At 49.6% G+C, this 26,016-nt stretch carries 17 protein-coding genes and 1 tRNA gene; 13 read left to right on the plus strand and 5 right to left on the minus strand.

All coding sequences use genetic code 11. The annotated features are described in order from the left end of the window. The first annotated feature begins 123 nt into the window (after positions 1-123). From panB to GJJ30_RS07310, 7 genes are all read left to right on the plus strand, one after another. Positions 124-942, plus strand: a complete 819-nt coding sequence (gene panB, locus GJJ30_RS07280; RefSeq protein WP_154174501.1) for a 3-methyl-2-oxobutanoate hydroxymethyltransferase — start codon at positions 124-126, stop codon at positions 940-942. 55 nt (positions 943-997) lie between these two features. After that, the gene (locus tag GJJ30_RS07285) at positions 998-1,723 is read left to right on the plus strand and encodes an RluA family pseudouridine synthase (protein WP_154174502.1); all 726 of its coding nucleotides are present in this window, start codon (positions 998-1,000) and stop codon (positions 1,721-1,723) included. A gap of 531 nt (positions 1,724-2,254) precedes the next feature. Further along, positions 2,255-4,195, plus strand: coding sequence for a DNA mismatch repair endonuclease MutL (gene mutL / locus GJJ30_RS07290; protein WP_154174503.1), 1,941 nt, complete (start codon positions 2,255-2,257; stop codon positions 4,193-4,195). A 36-nt stretch (positions 4,196-4,231) separates the two neighbouring features. Continuing rightward, positions 4,232-5,005, plus strand: coding sequence for a rhomboid family intramembrane serine protease (locus GJJ30_RS07295; protein ID WP_154174918.1), 774 nt, complete (start codon positions 4,232-4,234; stop codon positions 5,003-5,005). Positions 5,006-5,008: 3 nt separating this feature from the next. Next, positions 5,009-5,929: a rhomboid family intramembrane serine protease gene (locus GJJ30_RS07300; protein ID WP_154174504.1), complete on the plus strand. Its 921-nt coding sequence runs from the start codon at positions 5,009-5,011 to the stop codon at positions 5,927-5,929. Positions 5,930-6,213: 284 nt separating this feature from the next. Further along, positions 6,214-8,148: a 1-deoxy-D-xylulose-5-phosphate synthase gene (gene dxs / locus GJJ30_RS07305; RefSeq protein WP_154174505.1), complete on the plus strand. Its 1,935-nt coding sequence runs from the start codon at positions 6,214-6,216 to the stop codon at positions 8,146-8,148. Positions 8,149-8,289: 141 nt separating this feature from the next. Further along, positions 8,290-9,567 carry an aspartate kinase gene (locus GJJ30_RS07310; RefSeq protein ID WP_154174506.1) on the plus strand — a complete coding sequence of 426 codons (1,278 nt, stop codon included), beginning with the start codon at positions 8,290-8,292 and terminating at the stop codon, positions 9,565-9,567. On the opposite strand, the gene GJJ30_RS07315 is transcribed toward GJJ30_RS07310, so the two are convergent. Continuing rightward, positions 9,564-10,598, minus strand: coding sequence for a PorP/SprF family type IX secretion system membrane protein (locus GJJ30_RS07315; RefSeq protein WP_154174507.1), 1,035 nt, complete (start codon positions 10,596-10,598; stop codon positions 9,564-9,566). The genes GJJ30_RS07310 and GJJ30_RS07315 overlap by 4 nt on opposite strands. 253 nt (positions 10,599-10,851) lie before the next feature. Here GJJ30_RS07315 and GJJ30_RS07320 point away from each other — a divergent pair, with 253 nt between their 5' ends. Together GJJ30_RS07320 and ruvB are read left to right on the plus strand one after the other, a co-directional pair. Continuing rightward, positions 10,852-14,949, plus strand: coding sequence for a PKD domain-containing protein (locus GJJ30_RS07320; RefSeq protein WP_154174508.1), 4,098 nt, complete (start codon positions 10,852-10,854; stop codon positions 14,947-14,949). A 111-nt stretch (positions 14,950-15,060) separates the two neighbouring features. Next, positions 15,061-16,089 (plus strand): Holliday junction branch migration DNA helicase RuvB, encoded by a 1,029-nt coding sequence (gene ruvB, locus GJJ30_RS07325; protein WP_154174509.1) that lies wholly within the window; start codon positions 15,061-15,063, stop codon positions 16,087-16,089. 38 nt (positions 16,090-16,127) lie between these two features. Here ruvB and GJJ30_RS07330 read toward each other — a convergent pair whose 3' ends face one another. The 4 genes from GJJ30_RS07330 to era form a co-directional block, all read right to left on the minus strand. Further along, on the minus strand, positions 16,128-16,436 hold the full coding sequence (locus GJJ30_RS07330; RefSeq protein WP_154174510.1) for an ArsR/SmtB family transcription factor: 309 nt from the start codon (positions 16,434-16,436) through the stop codon (positions 16,128-16,130). A 169-nt stretch (positions 16,437-16,605) separates the two neighbouring features. Further along, the gene (locus tag GJJ30_RS07335) at positions 16,606-17,529 is read right to left on the minus strand and encodes a DMT family transporter (protein ID WP_229313019.1); all 924 of its coding nucleotides are present in this window, start codon (positions 17,527-17,529) and stop codon (positions 16,606-16,608) included. Next, entirely contained in the window at positions 17,526-18,833 is a 1,308-nt protein-coding gene (gene der / locus GJJ30_RS07340) for a ribosome biogenesis GTPase Der (protein ID WP_154174511.1), read from the minus strand. Before der ends, GJJ30_RS07335 begins: the two co-directional genes overlap by 4 nt. A 117-nt stretch (positions 18,834-18,950) precedes the next feature. Next, positions 18,951-19,868, minus strand: a complete 918-nt coding sequence (era, locus tag GJJ30_RS07345; RefSeq protein WP_154174512.1) for a GTPase Era — start codon at positions 19,866-19,868, stop codon at positions 18,951-18,953. A 128-nt stretch (positions 19,869-19,996) separates the two neighbouring features. On the opposite strand from era, the gene GJJ30_RS07350 reads away from it, so the two are divergent. From GJJ30_RS07350 to GJJ30_RS07365, 4 genes are all read left to right on the plus strand, one after another. Then, positions 19,997-20,069, plus strand: a tRNA-Met gene (locus tag GJJ30_RS07350). Positions 20,070-20,367: 298 nt separating this feature from the next. Next, complete coding sequence (locus tag GJJ30_RS07355) at positions 20,368-21,960, plus strand: hybrid sensor histidine kinase/response regulator (RefSeq protein WP_154174513.1); 1,593 nt, start codon at positions 20,368-20,370, stop codon at positions 21,958-21,960. 21 nt (positions 21,961-21,981) lie between these two features. Beyond that, positions 21,982-25,584 (plus strand): response regulator, encoded by a 3,603-nt coding sequence (locus GJJ30_RS07360; protein WP_154174514.1) that lies wholly within the window; start codon positions 21,982-21,984, stop codon positions 25,582-25,584. 56 nt (positions 25,585-25,640) lie between these two features. Continuing rightward, complete coding sequence (locus tag GJJ30_RS07365; RefSeq protein WP_154174515.1) at positions 25,641-26,006, plus strand: response regulator; 366 nt, start codon at positions 25,641-25,643, stop codon at positions 26,004-26,006. The last annotated feature ends 10 nt before the right edge of the window (positions 26,007-26,016 follow it).

Raw genomic sequence — 26,016 nt, forward strand, 5'->3', positions numbered from 1 at the left:
TCCGAAAACCAGGCGCGGTCCACCGAATCATTTTCCCAACTTCGTGGTTTTATTCCGTACAAATACCGGTAGATTGCCGACCAAATCCTGCTCACTGATTGCTTAAAACGGTTTACAAAACGAATGTCTGTTCATAATCCCGACGTCAAACGGATCACGACCCGCGTTATTCAGGAATTGAAAAGCAAGGGCGAAAAAATTTCGGCGCTGACCGCCTACGACTATTCGCTCGCCCGGCTGGTCGATGCCGCCGGAGTAGAGATTATTCTGGTTGGCGACTCGGCTTCCAACGTAATGGCCGGTCACGAAACCACCCTGCCGATTACGCTGGATCAGATGATTTACCACGCCACCTCGGTGGTTCGGGCCGTCAAGCGGGCGCTGGTGGTGGTCGATTTGCCGTTCGGTTCTTACCAGGGCAATTCGACAGAAGCGCTGCGGTCAGCCATTCGGATCATGAAGGAATCCGGCGCGCATTCCGTCAAAATGGAAGGCGGTTTAGAGGTGAAAGAGTCGATCATCCGCGTCCTGAGTGCGGGCGTTCCCGTGATGGGCCACCTGGGTTTAACACCCCAGTCGATCTATAAATTCGGGACGTATGCCGTTCGTGCCAAGGAGGAAACCGAAGCGCAGAAGCTGATGGAAGATGCCAAAATGCTCGAAGACATTGGCTGTTTTGGCGTCGTTTTGGAAAAAATTCCGGCGACCTTGACAAAGCAAGTTTCTGAAAGCCTGACGATTCCGACGATCGGAATTGGTGCCGGGCCGGATGCCGACGGCCAGATTCTGGTGCTGCACGATTTGCTGGGTATTAACAAAGAGTTCAAACCCCGGTTTTTACGTCGTTACGCTGACCTGCACGGCATTATTACCGAAGCCATCGAACACTATGTCGATGATGTGAAAGATCGCGAGTTTCCGAGCAAAGAAGAAGCTTATTAGGCATCGGCCGGTTTATTGCGGGCGTTAAGACGGGTTAAAACCCGTCTCTACCATTATGAAACAGAAATACGTCGTTGTATACGAAGATAACCACCTGATTGTGGTCAATAAAGAACCGGGAGTGTTGGTCCAGGCCGATAAAACCCGTGATGTACCGCTGCTTGATCTGATCAAGGAGTACATCAGAAAAAAGTACGATAAACCGGGCGATGTGTTTCTGGGAACCGTTCACCGGCTCGACCGGCCGGTTAGCGGGTTGGTCGTCTTTGCCCGCACGTCGAAGGCGCTGGAACGAATGAACGAGATTTTCCGGAAGCGTCAGGTGCAGAAAACGTATTGGGCGGTGGTTGGCCGAAAACCGAGGGAAGAAAAAGGTCGATTGACGCATTTTCTGCTCAAAGACGAAGCGACCAATACCGTAAAAGCCTACGAAGACGAAGTGCAGGGTTCGCAGCGCGCCGAACTGACCTACCGCTTACTCGGAAAAGTGAACGATCATTATCTGCTGGAAGTGAATCCGATCACGGGACGGCCGCATCAAATCCGGGTGCAACTGGCGAGTATGGGCTGCCCGATTCGGGGAGATATCAAGTACGGTTTTCCGCGGGCAAATCAGGACAGCAGCATCAATTTACATGCCAGACGGCTGTATTTTATTCATCCCGTCAAGAAAGAACCCCTGATCTGTAAAGCCGGGGTTCCGAATAATCCGTTCTGGGAAGAATTCTTATCGCTCGATCCCGAAGATTACAAGGACAAAAATCTTGATTTTATTTATTGATTACGGTGATTGGCAAAAGGGTGAACATAGAATCATCCTATTGAGACACCCGATTGCGTAACCATTCGGACAAAAAACCGGTAATCGTTGGATGGAAAACAGAATTTAGTAAAAACTTACTTTACGGTAGGTGTTACATCCGACCAAAACTGGTTGAGTACCCGCTCTGCCATCTGAATTGCTCCCTGTACGGCGCCGAATATCATGCATAACGGCAGGATAATTGGGAAAAAAACAATCCACTGCATGATCATGTTCAAATTGACCTTCTTCATCTCGTGTTTGGGTAAAGGGTGCCACTTTTATTAAGTCCAATGCGCTACAAATGACTTATTGTTGTTGAATAACGAACCGGAAAACGTAAATATTTCCGCCAATAGTTAAAAATAGTCTTGAATTATTTCAACAACAAGGAATCGAAAAAAAAGATTTAAAAATTTATAAAAGCTATTCTGGCTGGTTTTTCTTATGTCATGGAAAAACCGTAATTTGTTCTTCCATTAAGAATCTGAAATATTAGATAAATACAAAATGTTAAATATTATCCAACTGTTACCGGATTCAATTGCCAATCAGATCGCGGCAGGAGAAGTGGTGCAACGGCCGGCATCAGTGGTCAAGGAATTGTTGGAAAACTCAGTAGATGCCCAAGCAAAAACCGTACAAATTATTATTCGGGATGCCGGTAAATCACTGATTCAAATTATCGATGACGGTATCGGCATGTCAGAAACCGACGCCCGAATGAGTTTTGAGCGACACGCTACGTCGAAAATCCGCTCGTCAGACGATCTTTTTCGCATCCGCACGATGGGTTTTCGGGGCGAAGCACTGGCCTCGATTGCCGCCATTGCCCAAGTTGAACTCCGCACCCGCCGGTCCGATTCGGGCCGTGGCAGCGACGAATTGGGAACGCTGATCCGGATGGAAGGCTTTGAATTGAAAACCCAGGAATCGGTTTCGTGTTTGCCGGGAACAAATATTCTCGTAAAAAATTTATTTTTCAATGTTCCCGCCCGGCGCAATTTTCTGAAGACCAATTCGGTCGAGATGCGGCATATTCTGGATGAGTTTCAGCGCGTCGCCCTGGCGCATCCCGAAGTCGCATTCTCACTTTATCATAACGATTCGGAGGTGTATAACCTCCAGGCCGGGAAATTGAGCCGCCGGATTGTCGATCTCTTTGGAAAGCAATACCGGGAACAACTCGCTTCCTGTGAAGAAGAAACGCCTTATGTGAGCGTTCGGGGCTACATTGGCAAACCCGAATTTGCCCGAAAAACGCGCGGAGAGCAGTTTTTTTTCGTCAACTCCCGCTTCGTTAAACATAATTACCTGCACCACGCCGTCGTCGGTGCGTATGAAGGAACGATTCAGGACGGGTTTCATCCGTTTTATGTGTTGTTCATCGAAATTGATCCATCGCACATCGATATCAACATTCACCCGACCAAAACCGAAATCAAATTTGATGACGAACGGTCGGTTTACGCCATCGTGATGGCGGCCGTCCGAAAGGCGGTTGGCGTCTACAATTTAACCCCATCGCTCGATTTTGACGCCAATGTGAACTTCCTGCCGGTGACCCCGCTCCCCCGTCGATCGTCAGAAGCGCAGCCGGTTACCGAGCCGGAACCCAGAAACCGGTCGGCACTGCGTCCGATGTCACCGGCCTGGTCCGCGGAAGCTTCTGAACAAAAAGCCAATACCGGTTTTGATTTTCCGCGTAAGTCGGCCGCCAACTGGCAGGCGCTGTTTGAAGGTCTGGAGCCAACGGAAAAACCGGCGACGGAGGAAACGAACTTGTTCGAAAACCGCTCTTCAGCCGAAAAACCGTCCGAAACGGAGTCGGTAACGCTGGGGAGCCGGGTAAATAAACTGGTGACGTCTACGGTTGCGCTGGAAGGAACCGGGGCCATTATTCAGGTGCACAACCGCTACCTGGTGACGTCGGTACAGGCGGGTATGCTGGTCATCGATCAGCGCCGGGCCTACGAGCGGGTGCTCTACGACCAGTACCAGGCCGCACTGACCAAGCGCAATGGGGTTTCGCAGCAACTGCTGTTTCCGAAAACCGTGACGGTCATGCCGGTCGATTATAACCTGGCGCTCGAATTACGCGATGATCTGACCAGTCTAGGATTCCTTTTTGATGAAATCGGCCAGAATGCGTTTCTCATTCAGGGCGTACCGGCGCTTTCGGTGGGTGAAAATGAAGAAGAACTATTTGCGAATCTGCTGGCCCAACTCCGCGAAGATACGGGGCGGCTGAAGCTGGAGCGGGCCGAGGTGCTGGCGCGTTCGCTGGCCCGGCGGTCGGCCGCGCGGCAGCAGAAACAACTGGCCGAGCCGGAACAACGGGCGTTGGTCGACCAATTAATTGCGTCAACGAACCCATCATATACGCCCAACGGTGAACCGATTACAACTATATTGGCGTTGGATAAGTTAGCAGGATTATTTCGGTCCTGATATGATAAATTTGCCAGAAAACGTTACAACTTTATGATGCTTACGCCGGTTGTCAGGACGCTCCTGCTTATCAATGTCGGTTTCTTTGTTTTAAAACTGGCAGGAATCGACCTGATTCATTTTTTTGGGTTATACTCCTTGCTGTCACCGGCATTTGCGCCCCACCAGTTTGTAACCTACATGTTTTTGCATGCCGATTTTGGGCATATTTTCAGCAATATGCTGGGTTTGTTTTTCTTTGGCCCGATGCTTGAACAGGTTTGGGGGAGCAAACGGTTTACCATTTTTTACTTTATTACCGGTATTGGTGCCGGATTATTATTTTCGGGAATAAACTATTTTGAAGCCAGCCAGTTACGAGATGCAGTGGTTGCCTTTCAAAGCCAGCCGACACCGGAGTCATTAGAACTGTTTTTATCGGATCGGGGTCTATTGAGTCAGGGAGATAATTTTCTGAAAGTGTTTGAAGAAAACCCGACGGACCCTTCGTATATACGGGGAGCGATCCAGTTGGTGAATCAGTATCTCGAGCAGCAGTTAGACGTACCGATGGTAGGCGCTTCGGGGGCCATTTTTGGAATTTTGATGGCATTTGGATTATTATTTCCAAATACCGAACTTTTCCTATTATTTCCACCGATACCCATCAAGGCAAAGTACCTGGTGGCGTTTTATGGTGCATACGAACTCTATTCGGGGGTCTATAGGGCACAATCCGACAATGTGGCGCATTTCGCCCATATTGGCGGTATGCTCTTTGCTTTTATATTGGTAAAATATTGGGGAAAGCAACGAAATAATTTTTATTGAGTGATGAGTGGACTGTTAGATGACTTCCGGAGCGAATTCAACAAGCCCAACAATACGTTGGTGCAGTTGATTCTTATTAATACCATTGTCTTTTTACTGCTGTTGATCCTGAAAGTGATTCTGACACTGGCGGAGATGTCCGGCGTTTATACTCTGATCGTTGATCAACTTCGGTTACCCGCTTCGCTGAGCGTTTTCATCATGAAGCCGTGGACGATGATTACGTACTTCTTCACGCACGAAGACGTCTTTCACATTTTGTTCAACATGCTTTTTCTGTACTGGTTTGGGCGGTTGATCGACGAATACCTGGGAAACCGGCGACTGGTGGCGCTGTATATGCTGGGCGGTTTGGCGGGTGGTTTGGCTTACATCGCTATCTACAACCTGCTTCCCTACTTTCATGAGCAAGTGAGCGATTCCCGGATGCTGGGCGCTTCGGCGGCCGCTTTTTCCGTTGCCGTCGGCGCTTCTACCCTATTGCCTAATTACACCTTTCATCTGCTGTTTTTTGGCCCGGTCCGGATCAAATACATTGCTTTCTTTTACATCGTGCTGTCGTTGGCGCGGTCCATCGGCCCCAATGCCGGGGGCGATCTGTCCCATCTGGGCGGGGCGCTGGTCGGTTTTCTGTTTATCAAAATGCTTCAGAATGGCACGGATCTGGGCCAGCCTATTTACTGGGTCATGGACGGATGGCAGAGCCTGTTCCGGAAAAAACCGCCGGTTAAGGTATCCTACCGCCAGCGGAGCAGCGCCAGCATGAGCGCCGGTTCCTACGCGGCCCCCTCGTCGCCGTCGGCGGTTGCCATGCCGGATCAGGACGAAATTGATGCGATTCTGGATAAAATATCCCGTTCCGGTTACGAAAGCCTCACGCGGGAAGAGAAACAGAAACTATTTCGGGCCAGCCAGCGTGGATAGATTCTAAATTGTATTTTTCTCGCGGAAATTGTTCAGGTATTTTTGGCGGAAATACAGAACGAACGTTTAGTAAATTTACTAAAAAGCACGCAGAAACGTTATTTCGGCGTGCTTTTTAGGCCTATAGCCTTCCACAATGCTGATTTTTGAGAATCAGTTAATTGGATGTGCAAGTTGTGTTTTTTTTGTACTTTTGCCCGGCAAAGATTTCATGAATGAATGTGGTGAAACAGTTTGTTGCCACACGGAGTTTATGAAAAACAATTTACACTACCCTACTCACTATGTTGATCACTCCCGGCAAATTACTCGCCAAGATTGACACCCCGGACGACCTCCGTAATCTGGATCAAACCGACCTCCCCCAAGTCTGTGCTGAACTACGACAGTTTATTGTCGATAACGTATCAGTGTATGGCGGTCATTTTGGTGCCAGTCTGGGTGTTGTCGAATTGACGGTTGCCCTCCATTATGTTTTCAATACACCGGATGATCAGCTGGTTTGGGATGTGGGTCACCAGGCGTATGGCCATAAAATTCTGACCGGACGGCGCGATATTTTTCATACCAACCGGTTTTACAAAGGCTTATCCGGTTTTCCGAAACGGAAGGAAAGTCCGTATGATTCGTTTGGGGTTGGTCACTCGTCAACCTCCATCTCGGCGGCTCTGGGTATGGCCGTAGCCTCGCAACTCCAGAACAATCCGAAGCGGCACCACATTGCGGTAATTGGCGACGGTGCCATGACCGCCGGTCTGGCCTTCGAAGGCATGAACCACGCAGGCTCGACCGAAGCCGATCTGCTGATTATCCTGAACGATAACTGCATGTCCATCGATCCCAACGTGGGGGCCTTGCGGGAATACCTGACGGATATTACAACCTCGCCGACCTATAACAAGGTAAAAGACGAAGTCTGGAATCTGTTGGGCAAGATGAGCAATTTCGGCAAAAGCGCGCAGGACATCGTTTCGAAAATCGAAACCGGTTTGAAAGCGTCGCTGTTGAAGCAAAGCAATCTGTTCGAATCGCTGCATTTGCGGTATTTTGGCCCCATCGACGGCCACGATATCGATCATCTGGTGAGCGTGATGAACGATCTGAAAGACATTCCGGGTCCCAAACTGCTGCACTGCCTGACGGTGAAAGGCAAAGGCTACGGCCCCGCCGAAAAAGACCAGACCAAATGGCACGCGCCGGGTTTGTTCGATAAAGTGACGGGGGAAATTAAAAAGAAAATTTACGACAAACCGCAACCGCCTAAATACCAGGATGTTTTCGGGCATACGCTGGTGGAACTGGCGGAAGTCAACGAGAAAATTGTGGGCGTTACGCCCGCGATGCCGTCGGGTTCGTCGATGAATATTATGATGAAGGCCATTCCGGATCGGGCTTTCGATGTAGGTATTGCCGAACAACATGCCGTTACGTTCTCGGCGGGGATGGCGACGCAGGGTCAGGTGGTTTTTTGTAATATTTACTCCACCTTCATGCAGCGCGCCTACGATCAGGTGATCCACGACGTCTGCATTCAGGAATTACCGGTTATTTTTTGTCTTGATCGCGCCGGTTTTGCCGGAGCCGATGGCCCGACGCACCACGGCGCGTACGACCTGGCGTTTATGCGTTGCGTTCCGAACATGATCGTGGCCAGCCCGATGAACGAGCAGGAACTCCGAAACCTAATGTTTACGGCCCAGTCGGATACGATTCAGGACGGCACTCAGGCGTTTACGATCCGGTATCCGCGGGGTGAAGGCGTGATGCCCAACTGGCGGACTCCGCTGGAACAGGTTGAAATTGGCAAGGGACGCAAAATCCGGGATGGAAAAGACGTAGCCATTCTGACCATTGGACCCATCGGGAACTATGCCGTCACGGCCTGTGAATTTCTCGAAAAAGAAAGTATTCGGCCCGCGCATTACGACATGCGGTTTGTAAAACCGCTCGACGAAGCGATGCTGCACGAAATATTCCAACGGTACGACAACGTCATCACGGTAGAAGACGGTTGCTTAATGGGCGGTTTTGGCAGCGCGGTGGTTGAATTTATGACCGATCACGGCTACGTTGCGCGCGTCAAGCGGCTGGGAATTCCGGATGCGGTGATCGAGCACGGGGAGCAAATCGACCTGCACCGCGAATGCGGTTTTGATCCGCAGGGCATTGCCGACGCCGTGCGGGAACTGATCTACAGCAAACGGGTAGTAACTGCTTAAAATAACCTTTCAGGAAAACGGTGCCGGGTCGCCGGTGTGATTGAAGGGAAAGGATTCGCACGGATAAAACCGTATCAATCCGCTCCCGACATCAATCCCACTGGCGACCTGCCCTTTTCTTAGTCCTTTCAGATTCGTACAATGCAGGTATTTAAATTCGGCGGAGCATCGGTAAAAAACGCGCAGGGTATTCGCAATGTGGCCAGCATCATTCAACAGCAACCGCCCCGTGAATTAGTCGTAGTGATTTCGGCGATGGGCGAAACGACCAATGCGCTGGAAAAATTAACCTGGGCTTATCTGCGCCGAGAGCCGGAAAAAGACGCTATCTGGCAGCATATCCGTATTCAGCATGAGCAGACAATCAATGAATTAGCCAGCGCGGATTCGGAAGCCTTCCAACCGGTTTACGATTTGTTCTCGGCCGTTGAAACCATCCTGGATCAGGATCCCGAAGCTCCAGTCGATCAAGTTTACGACCAACTGGTCTCGTTTGGCGAATTGCTCTCAACCCGGATTATCAACGCCTATCTCAACCAATCCGGTTTAGATTCCTATTGGGTGGATGCCCGGCGGCTGATTCGAACGGATGATAGTTACCGGGAAGCAAAAGTAGACTGGAGCCAAACCGGTGAGCATATTACCGAAACGCTGGCCGATTTGCTGGATACCAGCGTTGTGATCACGCAGGGCTTTGTTGGAAATACAGGTGAAGGTCACACGACCACGCTGGGTCGCGACGGATCGGATTATACCGCTGCCATTTTCGCTTATTGCCTGGACGCCGAGCGCGTCACCATCTGGAAAGATGTGCCGGGCGTCCTGAATGCCGATCCCAAGTGGTTTGACGAAACCGTTAAAATTGACCAGTTGACCTATCAGGATGCCATCGAACTGGCGTATTACGGCGCCACGGTGATTCATCCGAAAACCATCAAACCGTTACAGAACAAGAACATTCCGCTCTACGTCCGGTCGTTTTTTCGTCCGGAGGAACCCGGAACTGTGATCGGGCATTTTGAAAAACACCTGCCTATTCCGTCGTTCATTTTCAAAATGAACCAGACGTTGATTTCGCTTCATCCGAAGGATTTCTCGTTCATTGCGGAAGCGAATCTGAGCAAAATTTTCGGGCATTTTGCGGAATACGGCGTGAAAATCAACCTGATGCAGAATACCGCCATCAGTTTTTCGGTCGTGGTCGATCACCGCCCGGAGCGATTGGCCCGGCTGATGCCACAGTTGCAGGAGGAATTTCGGATTAGTTACAACGAAGGTCTGGAACTCATCACGATCCGGCATTACGATGAGAAAACCATTGACCGGGTTCTGGTCAACAAAAAACTGCTGGTGGAGCAGAAAAGCCGGTATACCGTTCAACTCGTGGTGAAAGATATCGACCGTGCCCCCGAACTTTAGAACTTCGGACAGGAAAGCTGTTTGCGGGCGTTGCGGTTTTTGGGTTTGCCCGGAGGCCAGTTCTCAAAGGTGTACGACAGCGAGATTTCGTGAGCACCCCCGCTGCCCGGCCCCAGTGACGAAATGGTTGCGTCGTAACTGTAGCCAATCGAGAAGGCATCCTGACGAAAACCGACCAGGGCAATCAGCGACTCGCGGTTGGTGATATTGGGAGCGTATTTTTTCAGTGGCAAACCCCGGTACCAAAGCCCAACCACGATGGGTGAGTAGGTCATGTAAACGCCCAGATCCAACTGATCGTATTTGCCCTGATAGCGGTAATTAATCGCCGGAGAGATGGTTTTCTCGCGTTCCCATTCATCGCCCAGGCCGGTGAAGCCCGCAAACGGAATCCGCAACCCGGCGTGAATGCTTCCTTTCAGGGGCAGGCGGCTTTCGTCGCTCAGCACAAAAACACCCTGATTGGGTCGGCTGAGGTGATGGGCCGCCACGCCAATCCAGTACCAGTCGGAATACAGCAAACCGCCGGTTGAGAAATCCAGGTACTTCAGTTGCGGAGAGCCATTGGTCACCACCGGGTCCGTGGTCGGATTGCCGGTAAAACCGCCATTGTTATATTGATCGCCGAAGGTAAGGCCGAACCAGTTGATCGAACGGTTGACGTAAGACCCCTGTACGCCCAGCCGGACGAATGTTTCTTCAGCCACCCGAATCTGGTAAGAATATTGCAATCCAATGTCCGTGGAGCGAATGCGTCCCTGGCCCTGGTTGTCGCTTTGCAGCATCAAACCGACGCCACTGTTGTAGCGCTCGAAGAAATGGTCGACACTCACCATAGACGTTACGTAGTTGGTGACGGCGGGCCATTGATTCCGGTAATTGACGGTTACCCTCGGAGCCAGCGCTGAACCCGCAAAAGCCGGATTCAGGTACAGAGGAGCCGCATAAAACTGGGAAAATTGCGGGTCCTGCGCCCAAACCGTTCCGCCGATCAGCAAGCCAAGGAGAAGAAAAAAGTAACGTTTTAACATAACTGTATTTTTAAGCAAACAACTTGCCAAACTGGTTCGGATAAAACACTAACAGATAAACGTTTTTTTGCCGTAAAATTGCACTTGACAGATTAGATAAAGATAGTTGCAAATGATGAAACGGATGAATGGTAACTTATAAAATTTTTATAGCCGCCGTTTCGTTTACAATAACGTACTGCCCACCTCAACTGTTATGTTTATGAATGCAACCAGAAGCCGGGCCGGTATTTACTTGACTTTTTAGCAGCGAATGACAACCTATACAGGAATGGTACGGCGGTTGGGATGGATGCTTCTGTGTTGGGGGCTGTTTGTCGGCGCGGCCTATGCACAAACTGCCGTGCAGGGAATTAAGGTAAGCGGGAAACTGTGTATTGCCGACCCATCTTGCGATACGGGTGTGATGTTTGAAGATACCGTACCCAACGTGCGCTCCCGGGTCTGGAGTTTTGGCGACGGCGCTTCCGGTCAGGATACCTCTTCAGCCGCCAAACCCAAGCATTCTTACAATAATCCCGGTACTTATACGGTTACGCTGACCCGAACCATGCAGGATGGGTCGAAGCAAACCGCTTCAAGACCGATTACCATCGGTGTTCCGCCCACCCAATTTCAGAACTGGCGAACGGATACCATGTTGTGTAACGGGCAGAAAATAACACTCGATCCGTATCCAAACGGTGCACCGGCAGGGGCGAGTTATCTCTGGTATCCCAAAGGCGATACGACCCAAACCATTCAGGTCGATAGTGCGGGATGTTACTCGGTGGAAGTCTGGATTGGTTCACAAAAAGACAAGCCGAATGTCTGTTCAACAGAAAACCGCATCAACGTGCAGGTGTGCGGGCAGCAGCCGCAACAACAGGGCGCCAAGTGGTATTTCGGAAACAATGCCGGAATCGATTTTTCCGGCGGTAGCCCCAGCCCGCTGGACGATGGAAAACTGAATACCATCGAAGGGTCATCGTCCATCTCCAACACCAAAGGGCAGCTTCTCTTTTATACCGGCGGGGTTCTCATTTACGACAAAAATGGGAACCTGATGAAACCGCTCAATCCGGCCGACACGGCGCAGCTGCAGGGTAGTCAGAATTCGACCCAGTCGGCGTTAATTGTGCCGCAGCCGACCTGTAAAGGCTGTGAATACCTCTACCGGGTGTATACAACTTCTGAGATTAACGGCAAGAAAAACCTGACCGTGAGCCTGGTTGATATGCGTTATAATCAGGGAATTGGCGCTATTGTCGAGAAAAACACCCTGGTGGATTCCCTGACGACGGAGCGTCTGGCTTCAGTCCGGAATGATCGTGATACAACTTATTGGGTTATTTCGCACGATTACGGTAACAACAAGTTTCAGGTCTATCACGTAACGAAAGCCGGTGCGGAAGGTCCGGTCGAGTATGCCCTCGGCATGCCGCACGATACCACAACCAAGGGCGAAGGCTACATGAAAATCGGTCCGGCCGACACGACCGGGAACGGAAACCGCCCCATTGCGGTCGTGGTGCCCGGTCCGCCCACCAACTACGTCGAAACGTTTACGTTCAACGATTCGACCGGCGTCATGACTGCTGGTCCTTCCATCAACATCGGCCCGGCGCCACCGAAAGCGTACGGCGTCGAGTTCTCACCCGACGGCTCGAAACTCTATGTTACCTTACAGGGCGATACGGCGCACGCTTCCCAGATTCTGATTTATGACCTGACAAATCCGGACCCGGCCGCGATCGAAGCCTCCAAGACGGTTTTGGATAGTACAAAGGCGCGGGAATACGGCGCTTTGCAGATCGGTTCTGATGGTAAGATTTACGTGGCCATCAAAAACGGAAAAAGCCTGGGGGTGATCGAAAATCCGAACGATGCATTGCTGGCCCCCGCGACGTTCGATCCGAATGGTCTCAATCTGAATGGGCCAACGAGCCAACTGGGTTTGCCGAACATGGTCGCCAATTTCAACGAACCGTCCAGTTCACCCGGTTTTTCATATGCCGACACCTGCGCCGGTTCGCCCACCCAGTTTACGGCCACGCCCCGCTGTTCGCCTTTAAAAGATAATTATACCTGGAACTGGGGCGACAGCAGCGCGCCGTTCAGCACAACGGCTACGCAAGCCACGCATACGTTTCAGCAACCGGGCGTTTATCCCGTTAGCCTGCGTATTGTAACCATGCGTTCGGATGGAAGCATTTGTAAGGATACGTTGATCACGCAGAATGTAACCATTGTCAAAACCCCCGACCCAATTAATCTGGGGCCGGATATAGACAGTTGTAAGAATACCGTTACGCTGGATGCCAAAGTGGCGGCTGGTGTTTATATCTGGCTGCGAAATGGGCGGGTTCTGCGAGGGTATAATGAACGAACATTGACCGTGACGACCCCGGGCAGGCCGGGATACAACGGCATTACACCGGGGCGGTTTGTGGTTATTGCTGCGAACGGGGGCTGTTTTTCAAGTGATACGATCAACGTTTCCCTGCGTCGTCCGCCTAATTTTACGCTTGGCCCCGATACAACGCTTTGCCTGAACAGTTCCTTAACCTTAACTGCCCGCGGCAACGGATGGAACAGTTTCAAATGGAGCAATGGTTCGACGGAGCGTGAAACGACGATCAGTAAAGCGGGTCAGTATTCGGTTATTGTTGGCGATATCAACGGTTGCGAAAACACCGATACGGTGGCGGTGGTTGCCTTGCCAAAACCGGCAGTAACAGCCTTCATGACCCCTCCGAGCGGTTGTACGACCACCGACGGCAGCATCCGGCTCAGCGTTGGCTCGGCCACGGTTCGGCGGTTTGAGTGGAGTTTGGCTGGTCAACCGATTGGCGATACCACGGCGCTGTTGCAGGGCATCCGGGATGGGGAATACACTGTTCGGATCATCAGTAATAATGCCTGTACGGTCGATACCACGCTGAAGCTCCAGTCCAACAACAGCATTGAAGTAAAAGCCGATCCGCAGACGGCCCTGTGTACGGTTCCGCAAAGCGGTTCCATTCGACTTACGGTGGTGAAGGGGCGACCGACGGAGTTTATCTGGCGGGATGCCGCCGGCACGGTGGTCGGGAATGGGTCCGGTTTGACCGGTATTAACGGCGGGGTCTATAGCCTCGAAGCGCGTGATACCGGCGGCTGTCTCGATACCCTGAATAACATCCGCGTTCCGGTCGATACCACTGGTTTTGTATCCTTAGGCCCTGATCGGGGAAAATGCATCGGCGATACGATTCAACTGTCGTCGCTGATCCAAACGCCGGGCGATGTCTATCTGTGGAATAGCGGTCAAAATACACCATCGATCAATGTGACCAAAGCCGGGCCGTATCGTTTAACAGTTCGGAATTCGATTACGGGTTGCCAGGGTTCCGATGAGGTGGTGGTTACATTCAACGCGAAACCGGTCGTAGAAGCGGGTCCGCCACTGGAAACCTGCGCCAATGGCCCGGTGATTAACCTCGCCGGAGCGACGCCGATCGGCGGTTTCTGGACGGGCCGGGGCGTGGATAGTACCGGGCGGTTTACGCCAGCGGATAGTCTGGCAGGCACGCAGCCGATTGTGCTGACCTATTCGGCTTCCCAGGGCGGCTGTGTGGCTTCCGACCGAAAAATTGTGTTTGTTCAGGTGCCGCCAACCGTCAATCTCGGACCGGATACAACTTTATGCCCATCCCCGACTCTGCAATTGGCAGTAAGGAATGCATCAGCGGGAGCGACGTTCCGGTGGTCGACGGGCGCAACTACTTCGTCAATTAATCCGACCCAATCGGGGACTTATTCGGTGGTGGCAACGTCCGGCGTCTGTACGGCAACCGACGACGTGAAACTGACCTTTTTGCCTTTGCCGACCTTCGACCTGACCCGGGAAGTTCCCCTGTGCGTGGGTGATAACGGCAAAGCGACGTTACAGGTAACGGGAAACAGCTCGCTCACGTATTTCTGGCCGCATTCCGGCGACAGCACTCCGCGCATAACGGTTTTGGAAGTGGGGCGGTATGCCGTTCGGGTGACGGGTACCAACGGCTGCGCTGTGGTCGATACGGCGGTGGTTGTTGATAAATGCGAACCCCGCGTCGTCATTCCGGATGCCTTCACCCCGAACGGCGATGGCAACAACGATCTGCTCGACGTTTTCACGGCCTACGTAACGGATTTTGAACTTCGGGTATTCAACCGCTGGGGCGAAGTGATCTTTGTATCGAACGATCCGGAGAAGAAATGGGACGGCAATTACCGTGGACAGGCCTATCCGTCAATGGTTTATGCCTACACGGTGAACTTCAAAAGTCTGTATTATCCGGATCGGCCAAAAGTGCTGAAACGGGGCTCGATTCTGTTGGTTCGGTAGCGGAAATATGCCCGGAATTTCGTATATTTGAATGAAATCAGTGCCTGTGTAAACGGCTGAAAATCAGATTCGTTTAAGGCGTAAACAACAAATACGTTCATTCAGATACCGATGCGGAAAGACATTTTGAAAGGTACTAACGACGGTATGAGCGCGACCGAAAAGGAAATCGAACGCGCCTTACGTCCGCTGTCGTTTGAAGATTTTACGGGGCAGGCCAAAATCCTCGAAAACCTGCGGATTTTCGTCCAGGCCGCCCTGCAGCGCGGGGAAGCGCTCGACCATGTGCTGCTTCATGGCCCTCCGGGTTTGGGCAAAACCACCCTCTCGCACATCGTTGCGAATGAGTTGAATGCCAATATCAAGATGACGTCGGGACCGGTGCTCGACAAGCCCAGCGATCTCGCCGGTTTGCTCACGAACCTGCAGGAAAACGACGTACTTTTTATCGACGAGATTCACCGGCTGAATCCGGTGGTGGAAGAATACCTCTACTCGGCGATGGAAGATTATAAAATCGATATCATGCTCGATTCCGGCCCGAATGCGCGTACCGTTCAGATCAAACTGAATCCGTTTACGCTGATTGGCGCCACCACCCGCGCCGGTTTGCTGACCTCGCCCCTGCGCGCCCGGTTTGGGATTAACGCCCGGCTGGAATATTACGACGCGGCTTTGCTGACTAGCATCGTAAACCGCTCGGCGGCCATTCTGGGGACACCGATCGAAGATGCGGGCGCTTACGAGATTGCCCGCCGGAGCCGTGGGACGCCACGGATTGCCAATAACCTGCTCCGCCGGACGCGCGACTTTGCCCAGGTCAAAGGCAAGGGAATCATTACGGTTGAGATTGCTGAAATCGCCCTGCGCGCGCTCGATGTTGACCAGAATGGGCTGGACGAAATGGATAACCGGATTCTGTCGACGATCATCGACAAGTTTAAAGGTGGGCCGGTTGGTCTGTCAACCATTGCGACGGCCTGTGGCGATGAGGCCGAGACGATTGAAGAAGTTTATGAGCCGTTTTTAATTCAGGAAGGTTATCTGAAGCGAACGTCGCGCGGGAGGGAAGCTACTGAGAAGGCGTATAAACACCTGGGAATCGTACCCGTGTACCGGGATGGCGAGTTATTCTCCTGAAGAAACAAAAAGGGAAGCCGAGCTGCTTCCCTTTTTCATTAAATCATGATTTTGCTACGGTAGATACAATCAATAATCTCGGCAATTGAATCATCTACCAGGAAGTAGTAGATGTTTTTGCCACTCCGGCGGATTTCAAGGATTCCTTTGTCGCGCATGTTGATCAGGTGGTGCGAGATCAGCGATTGTTCCGCGTTCAGGTTCTTGTAAATGGTAGAGACGTTCAGTTCCTTGTGTTCATTCAGCATCTGAATGATTTTGATACGCAAGGGATGAGCGACGGCCTTTAAGACGTAAGCGGCTCGCTCAATCTTCTTTTCATCGTTAAGTACGGTTTCCTTTGTCATGATTCTCTGTGCATTTTAGGTGCGTAAAGCGACTGAAATTTAGTTATTTATACATCAATAGCAAAAAAATATGCACAGTAGGGTAGATATGTTAATCTATTTAAAAAGAGTGCAAATAAGTAGGTAAGTATTGGCTATTTTGAATCCATAACAGGAGGTATTCCGGTCGTCACTTACGTCCTTTCCAGCCAATCAGAAACACGCCGAATAAGACCAGCAACGTGCCCAGAAACTGATACGACGTGATGGTTTCATTCAGGAATGTTGTGGCCAGAATAATGGTGAAAATGGGGCCGATGCTGGCAACGATCGACGCATTGCCAGAACCAATGCGTTTGATTCCTTCCGCAATCAGGAAAGTAGGAATGACGGTAACCAAAACCGCCATCAGGAGCGCCAGCTGGTAGACGGGAGCAGGGAAGTTGAACAGGTTTAATCCGTTGGCAATCAGGCAATGAATGACAATAACAAGCGTTGCCACAATCATCGCGTAACAGGTATACCGCTGGGAGCCAACCCGGGCAATCATCGTATCACTGCCGACTAGATAAACCGCGTAGACCAAACCGCTCAGAATAACCCAGAACGCCCCCAGAAAAACGTCTTTCTGTTGTCCGGAGCTGATGTTCGGGACAAAGGCAACGATGATTCCGGCGTAGGTCAGTAAAACCGCCAGCAGTTGCAGCCGGTTGACCTTGCGGCCGTAAACCACCACACCGAGCAGGAGCACAAACGTAGGGTAAATGAACAGTAAGATGCGTTCCAGACTGGCCGTTATGTAGACGAGCCCGAGGAAATTCATGTAGCTGGCAATGTAATACCCCATAATGCCCAGCAATGCCAGCGTTAGCCAGCCCCGGGCCGATAACTGAACCGGCGGCCGCCGTTTGGCGAGTTTCAGGGCAATAAAAACGTAAAAAGGCAGTGCAAAAACCATCCTCATTGTCAACAGCGAAATGGTGTCGATCTGATACTGGTAAGCCAGCTTGATTAAAACACCCTTTAACGCAAAACAAAACGCTGCCAGAAAAACCAGCAGCGCTCCGATCCAATACCGTGTCCGTGAGGACGACGTTGGCTGTAAACCCATCATTTTTGTCGGAAAAATATCGTTATGGGCGCTCCGTCGAATCCGAAATGCTCACGAAGTTTATTTTCCAGAAACCGCTCATACGGTTCTTTGATGTATTGCGGGAGATTGCAAAAGAACACAAACGTTGGCGAGGGCGTTGGCAACTGAATCATGTACTTGATTTTGATCAGTTTACCCTTCGTAGCCGGGGGCGGATAATTCAGGATTTCCGGCTGCATGGCGTCGTTCAGCTTCGAGGTCGGAATTTTCTTGGTTTTGTTTTCGTAAACCTCCATTGCTTTTTCCATCACCTGAAAAATGCGCTGCTTTTCCACCACTGAAGCGAAAATAACCGGCAGATAATCGATCGGTGCCAGACGCTGCACAATTTCTTTCTTCCAGTTATCAGCGGTTTTGCTATCTTTTTCGACGGCGTCCCATTTGTTCACCATCAGCAAAACCCCTTTCTTGGCCCGAACTGCCTGCCCAATAATGTTCATATCCTGCGCTTCCAGACCCCGCGTGGCGTCGAGCATGACAATGACCACATCCGATTCTTCCAGCGCCTTCAGCGAGCGCATCACCGAGTAAAACTCAATATTATCTTTCACCTTCGCCTTGCGCCGGATACCGGCTGTATCGGTCAGGATAAAATCCTTGCCAAAAGCCCGGTAGCGCGTATCGATGGCGTCGCGGGTGGTTCCGGCAATGTCCGTTACGATGCTGCGTTCCTCACCCGTCAATACGTTCAAAAACGATGATTTACCCACGTTCGGGCGACCCAGAATGGCGATGCGCGGAATACCGGCGTTCGGATTTTCGACGCCATCATTGGGAAAATGTTTCACCACTTCGTCCAGCAAATCGCCCGTTCCGGTCCCCGTGATCGACGAAATCGGGAACGGATCGCCCAGGCCCAGCGAGTAAAATTCACCCACCGAATTCTGGCGCAGTACGGTTTCGGATTTGTTGGCCACCACGATGACCGGTTTTTTCGACCGGCGCAGCACGTCGGCAAAATCCTTGTCCAGATCGGTCAAACCGGCCATTGTATCAACCATAAACAGCAGCACGGAGGCCTCGTCGATGGCAATCTGTACCTGTTCCCGAATCGATTCTTCAAAAACGTCATCCGACCCGACGACATAACCGCCGGTATCGATCACGGTAAAATACTTCTCCGTCCAGTCGGCATAGCCGTAATGCCGGTCGCGCGTAACGCCCGGCTGATTATCCATAATGGCCTGGCGCTGTTCTACCAATTTATTAAACAGCGTCGATTTCCCGACATTCGGGCGGCCCACAATTGCTACAATATTTGCCATAACTTCGTTAAAAATGAGGAAAGAAGGAGCACAATCAGAGCGAAGCAGAATAAAAAGGAAGGGTTTGCAACCATTGCCGCCCTCTCTTTTCCGTTTCGCCCTGTGGCTGACCTTCGGTTAATCTTCGTACCCAAACCGTTTCAGCGCCCGTTCTTTCGTGCGCCAATCGGGTTCTACTTTTACGTATTGTTCAAGGAACACCTTCTTGCCAAAGAAGCGCTCCAGTTCCTCCCGGGCCATAATACCCGTTTTTTTAATCATTTTACCCCCTTCACCCAGCAAAATCGCCCGTTGAGTAGCCCGCTCAACCAGAATTTCGGACTGGATAACGATGATGTCGTCTTTTTCTTTAAAACCGATAATGACCACTTCGCAACTGTAAGGGACCTCTTTTTTGTAGTTCAGAAAAATCTTCTCGCGAATAATTTCGGAAGCAAAAAAGCGCTCAGGCCGGTCAGTGAGTTCGTCTTTCGGGAAATAAGGCGGATGCACCGGCAGGCGCGTCACAATGGCTTTAAATACGTGCTTAACGTTGACCGAGTTGAGTGCCGAAATGGGAATGATGGCTTCGGATTTGAAGTTCTCATTCCAGTACTTAATCTTCTCGTCAATCTGCTCGGGCGTCGCCAGATCGATTTTATTGATGAGCAACAAAACCGGTGTCTGCGTCTTTTGAAGCCGCTCGATCACGTCATCTTCGTCGTATTTCTCGAAAATGTCGGTCACGAACAGAATCACATCGGCATCTTCCAGCGAACCGCGCACAAAACTCATCATTGATTCGTGAAGGCGATATTGGGGTTTGATAATCCCCGGCGTGTCTGAATAGACCAACTGAAACTCCTGGCCGTCGTGCACTCCGTTGAGAATGCCCATGATGCGGTGGCGGGTGGTTTGGGCTTTTGAGGTAATAATTGAAAGCCGTTCGCCCACCAACTGATTCATCAGCGTCGACTTGCCGACATTCGGCTTTCCGATGATGCTGACATACCCGGCTTTATGGTCCGGCCCGTACGTTTCATTTGAACTATCCATGTAATTGACAACCAATGACTACAGAAAAAAATCCCCTCCGAGCTAAATTAATTTAGCGGGAGGGGTGAAATTTTTCACAAAGGTAATTGTTTTTTATGGAAATCTCCTTACCTTTGCAGTCCCAAGATCGCGGGATGGAGCAGTTGGTAGCTCGTTGGGCTCATAACCCAAAGGTCGCTGGTTCGAGTCCAGCTCCCGCTACAAAGACAAGGTCACACACTGTGTGGCCTTTTTTGTTTTATAATCGCACGTCCCTACCACTAAATACCCTTCAGCCCTTTCGCAAACTACTTAGAATAATAAGTTATTCTAAATGGAAGAAAACCGTCAGAAAACCAGCACATATGCCAAACTATCCGTCTGTAGGGATTTATTTATTCACTGGACCTCTATGAATTTGGATGCACCTGTCCGGTGGCCCTATCTTCACATTTCCTTTCAAAAGGAAAGCGGAAACACCCAAACGGCCTTTTCATAGCCCTAAACACCTGCATTGCGTATGATTTTAATTGTTGATGACAGGCCGGAAAATATTCTTCCTCTAAGAAAAATACTTGAATTGCACAGCTTCTCGGTCGACACTGCCGAGTCGGGCGAAGAAGCGTTGAAAAAAGTACTGAATACCAATTATGCCGTCATTATTCTGGATGTGCAAATGCCCGGAATGGACGGTTTTGAAGTCGCCAACGCCATTGCGGGGTTCAGCAAAGCCAAAGACACGTCAATCATCTTTCTGTCGGCAGTAAATACGGAGAAAAAATTCATTACCAAAGGTTACACGTCGGGCGGTGTGGATTACTTAACCAAACCGGTCGATCCGGATATTCTGGTTCTGAAAGTAAAAACCCTGCAACGGCTTTACCGGCAGCAACAGGAGTTAAGAGAAACCCAGAAGTCGCTCCAGAAAGAGATTGAGGTGCGAAAACAGGCGCAGGAGGAAATTGCCGGTCGCATGCAGGAATTGCGGTCGGTACTGGCCTCACTTCCGCAAATGGCGTTTACCATTGGCCCGGATGGCAATCTGGAATACGTCAATGAACACTGGTTTCGCTATTCCACCGATCAGCATGCTTTTCCACCAGCCCACCCCGATGACAAAAAAATGTGGGATGATTGGGATTTTTATCTGAAAAATGGAATTGAGTTTACGCGGGAAGTGCGCCTGAAAGAGCTCACAACGGGCGATTACCGATACCATTTATTACGGATATTGCCCATCCTGCAGCAGGGAAAACCGATTCGGTGGGTCGGAACGTTTACCGACATTCACCCGCAAAAACTAGCCGCTGAATTACTGGAGCAAAAAGTAGAATTACGGACAAAAGAACTCCTGAATAAAAACCTGGAACTTGAACGAAGTAATCACGAACTTCAGCAATTTACCTGGGTTGTTTCGCACGATTTAAAAGAACCGCTCCGGAAAATACAGATTTTGAATGACCTGATTAAGGAAAAATACTTATCAGAAAACTCAGAAGCAATTAGTTACCTGGATCGATCAATTAATTCGTCGGCGCGCATGTCCGGATTGATCAATGATTTACTTGCTTACGCCCAGTTATCGACACCCGCTTTATTTCAGCCAACGGATTTGACCAGTTTATTAAATGAGATCCTGGTTGATTTCGATGAAATTATTACCACCAAAAAGGCGGTTGTTAAGGTCGACCAGTTACCGGTTATTGATACCGTTCCAGGCCGGATCCGGCAGGTTTTTCAAAATCTGATCAGCAACGCACTGAAATTTTCCAAAAAGGAAATACCACCGGTTATTACCATCACGGCAGAACGTATTGCCGAAAAGTCCGTGGGTAGCGAACCGGCTCCGGAAGGCGGTTTTTATCGTATTGTAGTAAGCGATAACGGCATTGGGTTCGATGAAAAATTTATGGATCGTATTTTTGTCATTTTCCAGCGATTGACGGATCGGGCAAGTTACGAGGGTACCGGTATTGGTCTGGCAATTGCCAAAAAAAATATGGACAAACACAACGGAATTATTGCCGCCAGAAGTAAGGTAGATGAAGGAAGTCAATTTATTCTTATTCTCCCGTTACACCAGATTAACGAACCCGAAATCCAGGAAAGATAAGCGATTCTCAAGTGTATAGTTATGCCGCAAACGACCAACTCCGTAATCCGACAATTACAGATTGTCTTTTCCGTTTCAATCCTGCTACTGGTACTCAGTCTGGTAGCTTCATTTTATAGCACCCAGAAGTTGATCAGTAATTCGAAGTTGGTGAATCATACCAATCAGATTCTGATCGAAGCCGAAAACATCATTTCCTACGTAAAAGATGCCGAAACCGGTCAGCGCGGGTACTTGATTTCGCTCGATCCGCTCTTTTTACAGCCCTACTACGGAAGTCACGAGAAAGTAGATGCCAGCTATAAACTGGTCCGGGAATTAACCATTGATAATCCAATCCAGCAAAAAAACTTGGCAGATGTGAAGGCATTATATGAGGCAAAGTTTGTCCAGATGCAGCGGATTATTGACATGACTAAACGGAATAAATCGTTCACCCGAGATACCATTGCGCGTCATACTGAAATGATAAGAGGTAAGAAAATAATGGACGACCTCCGAATCATCATCAGTCAAATAAAAAAGGATGAAAATACGTTGCTGGAAGCCCGACTGGAACAGCAGCAAATTTATATCACCTATACGCCTTACCTGCTTTTAATTGCAGCCCTGATTTCAATAATTATCAGCGGGAGCACGTATATGCGGATCAAAAAAGATCTGGATGATCGGCTGGCCAAGCAGAAAGCCGATGAGGCAAGATATAGGGAAACCGCCGAGCGAATCACCATAATGGAAGATATTACATCGGAAATTGCCGATGGAAATTATGCCGCCCGAAGCCAGGATACGGCCGACGATGAATTGGGGCGAATTGCCAAAGCGCTGAACACGATGGCAGAATCGCTTGAAACAACTTTTACGGATTTGAATAATCGAAACTGGCTGCAAACCGGTTCAGCGAATATAAACGACGCCATTCGGGGCGAACGCGATCTGGAAAAACTAGCTGATAACCTCATTGCAACGCTTGCTAACTATATAAATGCACCGATCGGTACGGTTTATATTATTGACAATGACTCGGATTTTAAACTGGCCGGAAGCTATGCAGCAACCGATGCGCCAACAACGGTTAAAATTGGGCATGGTCTCATTGGTGAGGTTGTTAAGAACAGAAAACCGCTTATTATTCACGACCTTCCGCCCAATTATATCCGCGTTAATTCGTCCTTGGGTAACACACCTCCTTCGGCTTTAATCATTGTGCCTTTGATCTATTCAAAGGTGTGTATAGGGGTGATCGAAATCGGGCTTTTGAAAGCGCCGGAAGCTCTGGAAATCGAATTCTTAACTGCGAATCTGGAGACCATTGCGATTGGCGTCAATGCCGCGCTGGATTACGTAAAACTTCAGAATTTTCTGGAAGAAACGCAGGCGCAATCGGAAGAATTGCAGGCCCAGCATAATGAACTGGAAAATGTAAATGCCGAGCTGGAAGCACAGTCTTTAAAGCTGCAGGCGTCTGAAGAAGAACTACGGGTGCAGCAGGAAGAACTGCAGCAGACCAATTCCGAACTTGAAGAACGCAGCGTTTTGCTGGAGGAAAAAAATGAGGAAATTCAACGGAAAGCGGAGGAACTGGAACTAACGACCCGCTACAAGTCCGAGTTTCTGGCCAATATGTCCCACGAACTTCGGACGCCCCTCAATTCAATTCTGTTGCTGAGCCGGTTGTTGGCCGAAAACAACGAAGAAAATCTGTCGGAAGAACAAATCGATTATGCCAAAGTGATTCAGTCGTCCGGGAACGGGTTGCTCGGGTTGATTGATGAGATTCTGGATCTTTCCAAGATTGAAGCCGGTCAGATGAAGCTGGAGTATCTGGATGTTTCCGTTTCCGAAATAACCGATGAACTTCATGCCCTGTTTGCGCCACTGGCAAAAGAGAAGGGGTTGGATTTTAAAATTATTGCCGATAAAAATGTTCCGGCGGTTATTGAAACTGATAAGATGCGGCTCGGGCAAATCCTGAAGAATTTAATCTCTAATGCATTGAAATTCACTTCTAATGGCGGAGTAGTACTGACTATAAAGCGTTCAAAAAACTCGGATTCGATACTGAGTTTTGTGGTGAAAGATACGGGCATTGGCATACCTCCGGAAAAACAGCAGCTTATTTTTGAAGCATTTCAACAGGCCGACGGCTCGACCAAACGGAAATATGGCGGCACCGGTTTAGGCTTGTCCATCAGCCGCGAACTGACAAAGTTGCTAGGAGGAGAAATTGTATTATTCAGTAAAGTGAACGAAGGCAGCGAGTTTACGGTGAACATTCCCGTTAGCCATCTGCCTGAGAACAGTTTGCCGGAGAAAACGACGCAATTCGTAACCCGAAAACCGGAGCCGACGCCCGCCAAAGAAGCTGAAGTTTCGGATAAATACCTTAGCACGACCATTCCGGAAAACATCCCGGACGACCGGAATTCGATCACGGAACGCGACAGAGTTATTCTGATTATCGAAGACGATACGAATTTTGCCAGGTCGTTGCTGGATTATTCCCGGCAGAAAGGCTACAAAGGTATCGTCGCGGTTCGGGGTGACGAAGGATTGAAACTGGCTGGAATTTACAAACCGCTCGGTATTTTACTGGACATTCAGCTGCCGATTATGAGTGGCTGGCAGGTGATGGATGCGCTAAAAGCCGATTCGCAGACCCGCCATATTCCGGTGCATATCATGTCGTCGCACAAGTTAAAAAACGAAAGTTTACTGAAAGGGGCGGTTGATTTCGTGGATAAACCGATGGCTTTTGAGCAAATGCAGGAAGTCTTTAAAAAGATCGAATACGTCTTGAATCGGACAAGCAAGAAAGTACTGATTATTGAGGATAACCCTAAACACGCCAAAGCGCTGGCTTATTTTCTGGAGACATTCAACATCCATTCTGAGTTAAAAAGTAATGTGTCGGAAGGAGTAAATTCACTCCGGAAAGATGAGATCGACTGCGTTATTCTGGATATGGGCATTCCGGATTCGAAAGCGTACGAAACCCTGGAAGAAGCCAAGAAAAATCCGGGACTGGAAAATCTGCCGATCATTATTTTTACCGGGAAGAGCCTTTCACTGGCTGAAGAATTAAAAATTAAGAAATACGCCGATTCAATTATTATAAAAACCGCTCATTCGTACCAGCGCATGCTCGATGAAGTGTCGCTCTTTCTTCACCTAGTCGATGAAGCAAAAAAGACGGGCAGTACCAGCGGTAATTTTAAAAAGTTGGGCGCTTTGAGTCAGGTATTGGCGAATAAAACCGTATTGATTGCCGATGATGATGTACGGAATATTTTTTCACTTTCGAAAGCGCTGGAAACGTATAAAATGAACGTTATTACGGCACTGGATGGCAAGGAAGCCTACCAGAAACTTCAGGAAAACCCAAACATTGATGTAGTTTTGCTGGATATGATGATGCCGCAGATGGATGGCTATGAAACCGCTAAAAAAATCCGGGAAAATCACCAGTGGAAGAATTTACCGGTTATTGCCGTTACGGCGAAAGCCATGACGGGTGATCGGGAAAAATGCATTCAGGCGGGCGCATCCGATTACATTACCAAACCGGTTGATATTGATCAACTTATGTCGCTGTTGCGGGTCTGGCTCTATGAACGCTCGTAAGAATTATTTTAGCCGTACTTTTAATTCAATCGATTTTCGTAATTAAACTGGCAAAAATGGGTAAGAAGCGAATATTAATAATTGATGACGATGCCCGCAATATTTTTGCCCTGAGTGCAACTTTACGGGCCCGCGCTTTTGATTGCGTATCGTGCACAAGCGCGCGGGAAGCGTTGGATTTACTGAAAACGGAGGTCGTAATAGACGCTATTTTGATTGACATGATGATGCCCGAAATGGATGGCTATGAAGCTATCCCGCACATCAAAAATATCGCAAATAGGGTGCATACGCCTATTTTCGCCGTAACTGCGCAGGCAATGGTTGGCGATCGGGAAAAATGTTTGCAGGCCGGTGCAACGGATTATATCTCAAAACCGGTCGATGTGGATAGACTGTTGCAGTTATTATCGCACATTTAATGAGTTTACA

Origin of the sequence: Larkinella terrae (assembly GCF_009668025.1) — a bacterium.
Lineage (GTDB): Bacteria > Bacteroidota > Bacteroidia > Cytophagales > Spirosomataceae > Larkinella > Larkinella terrae.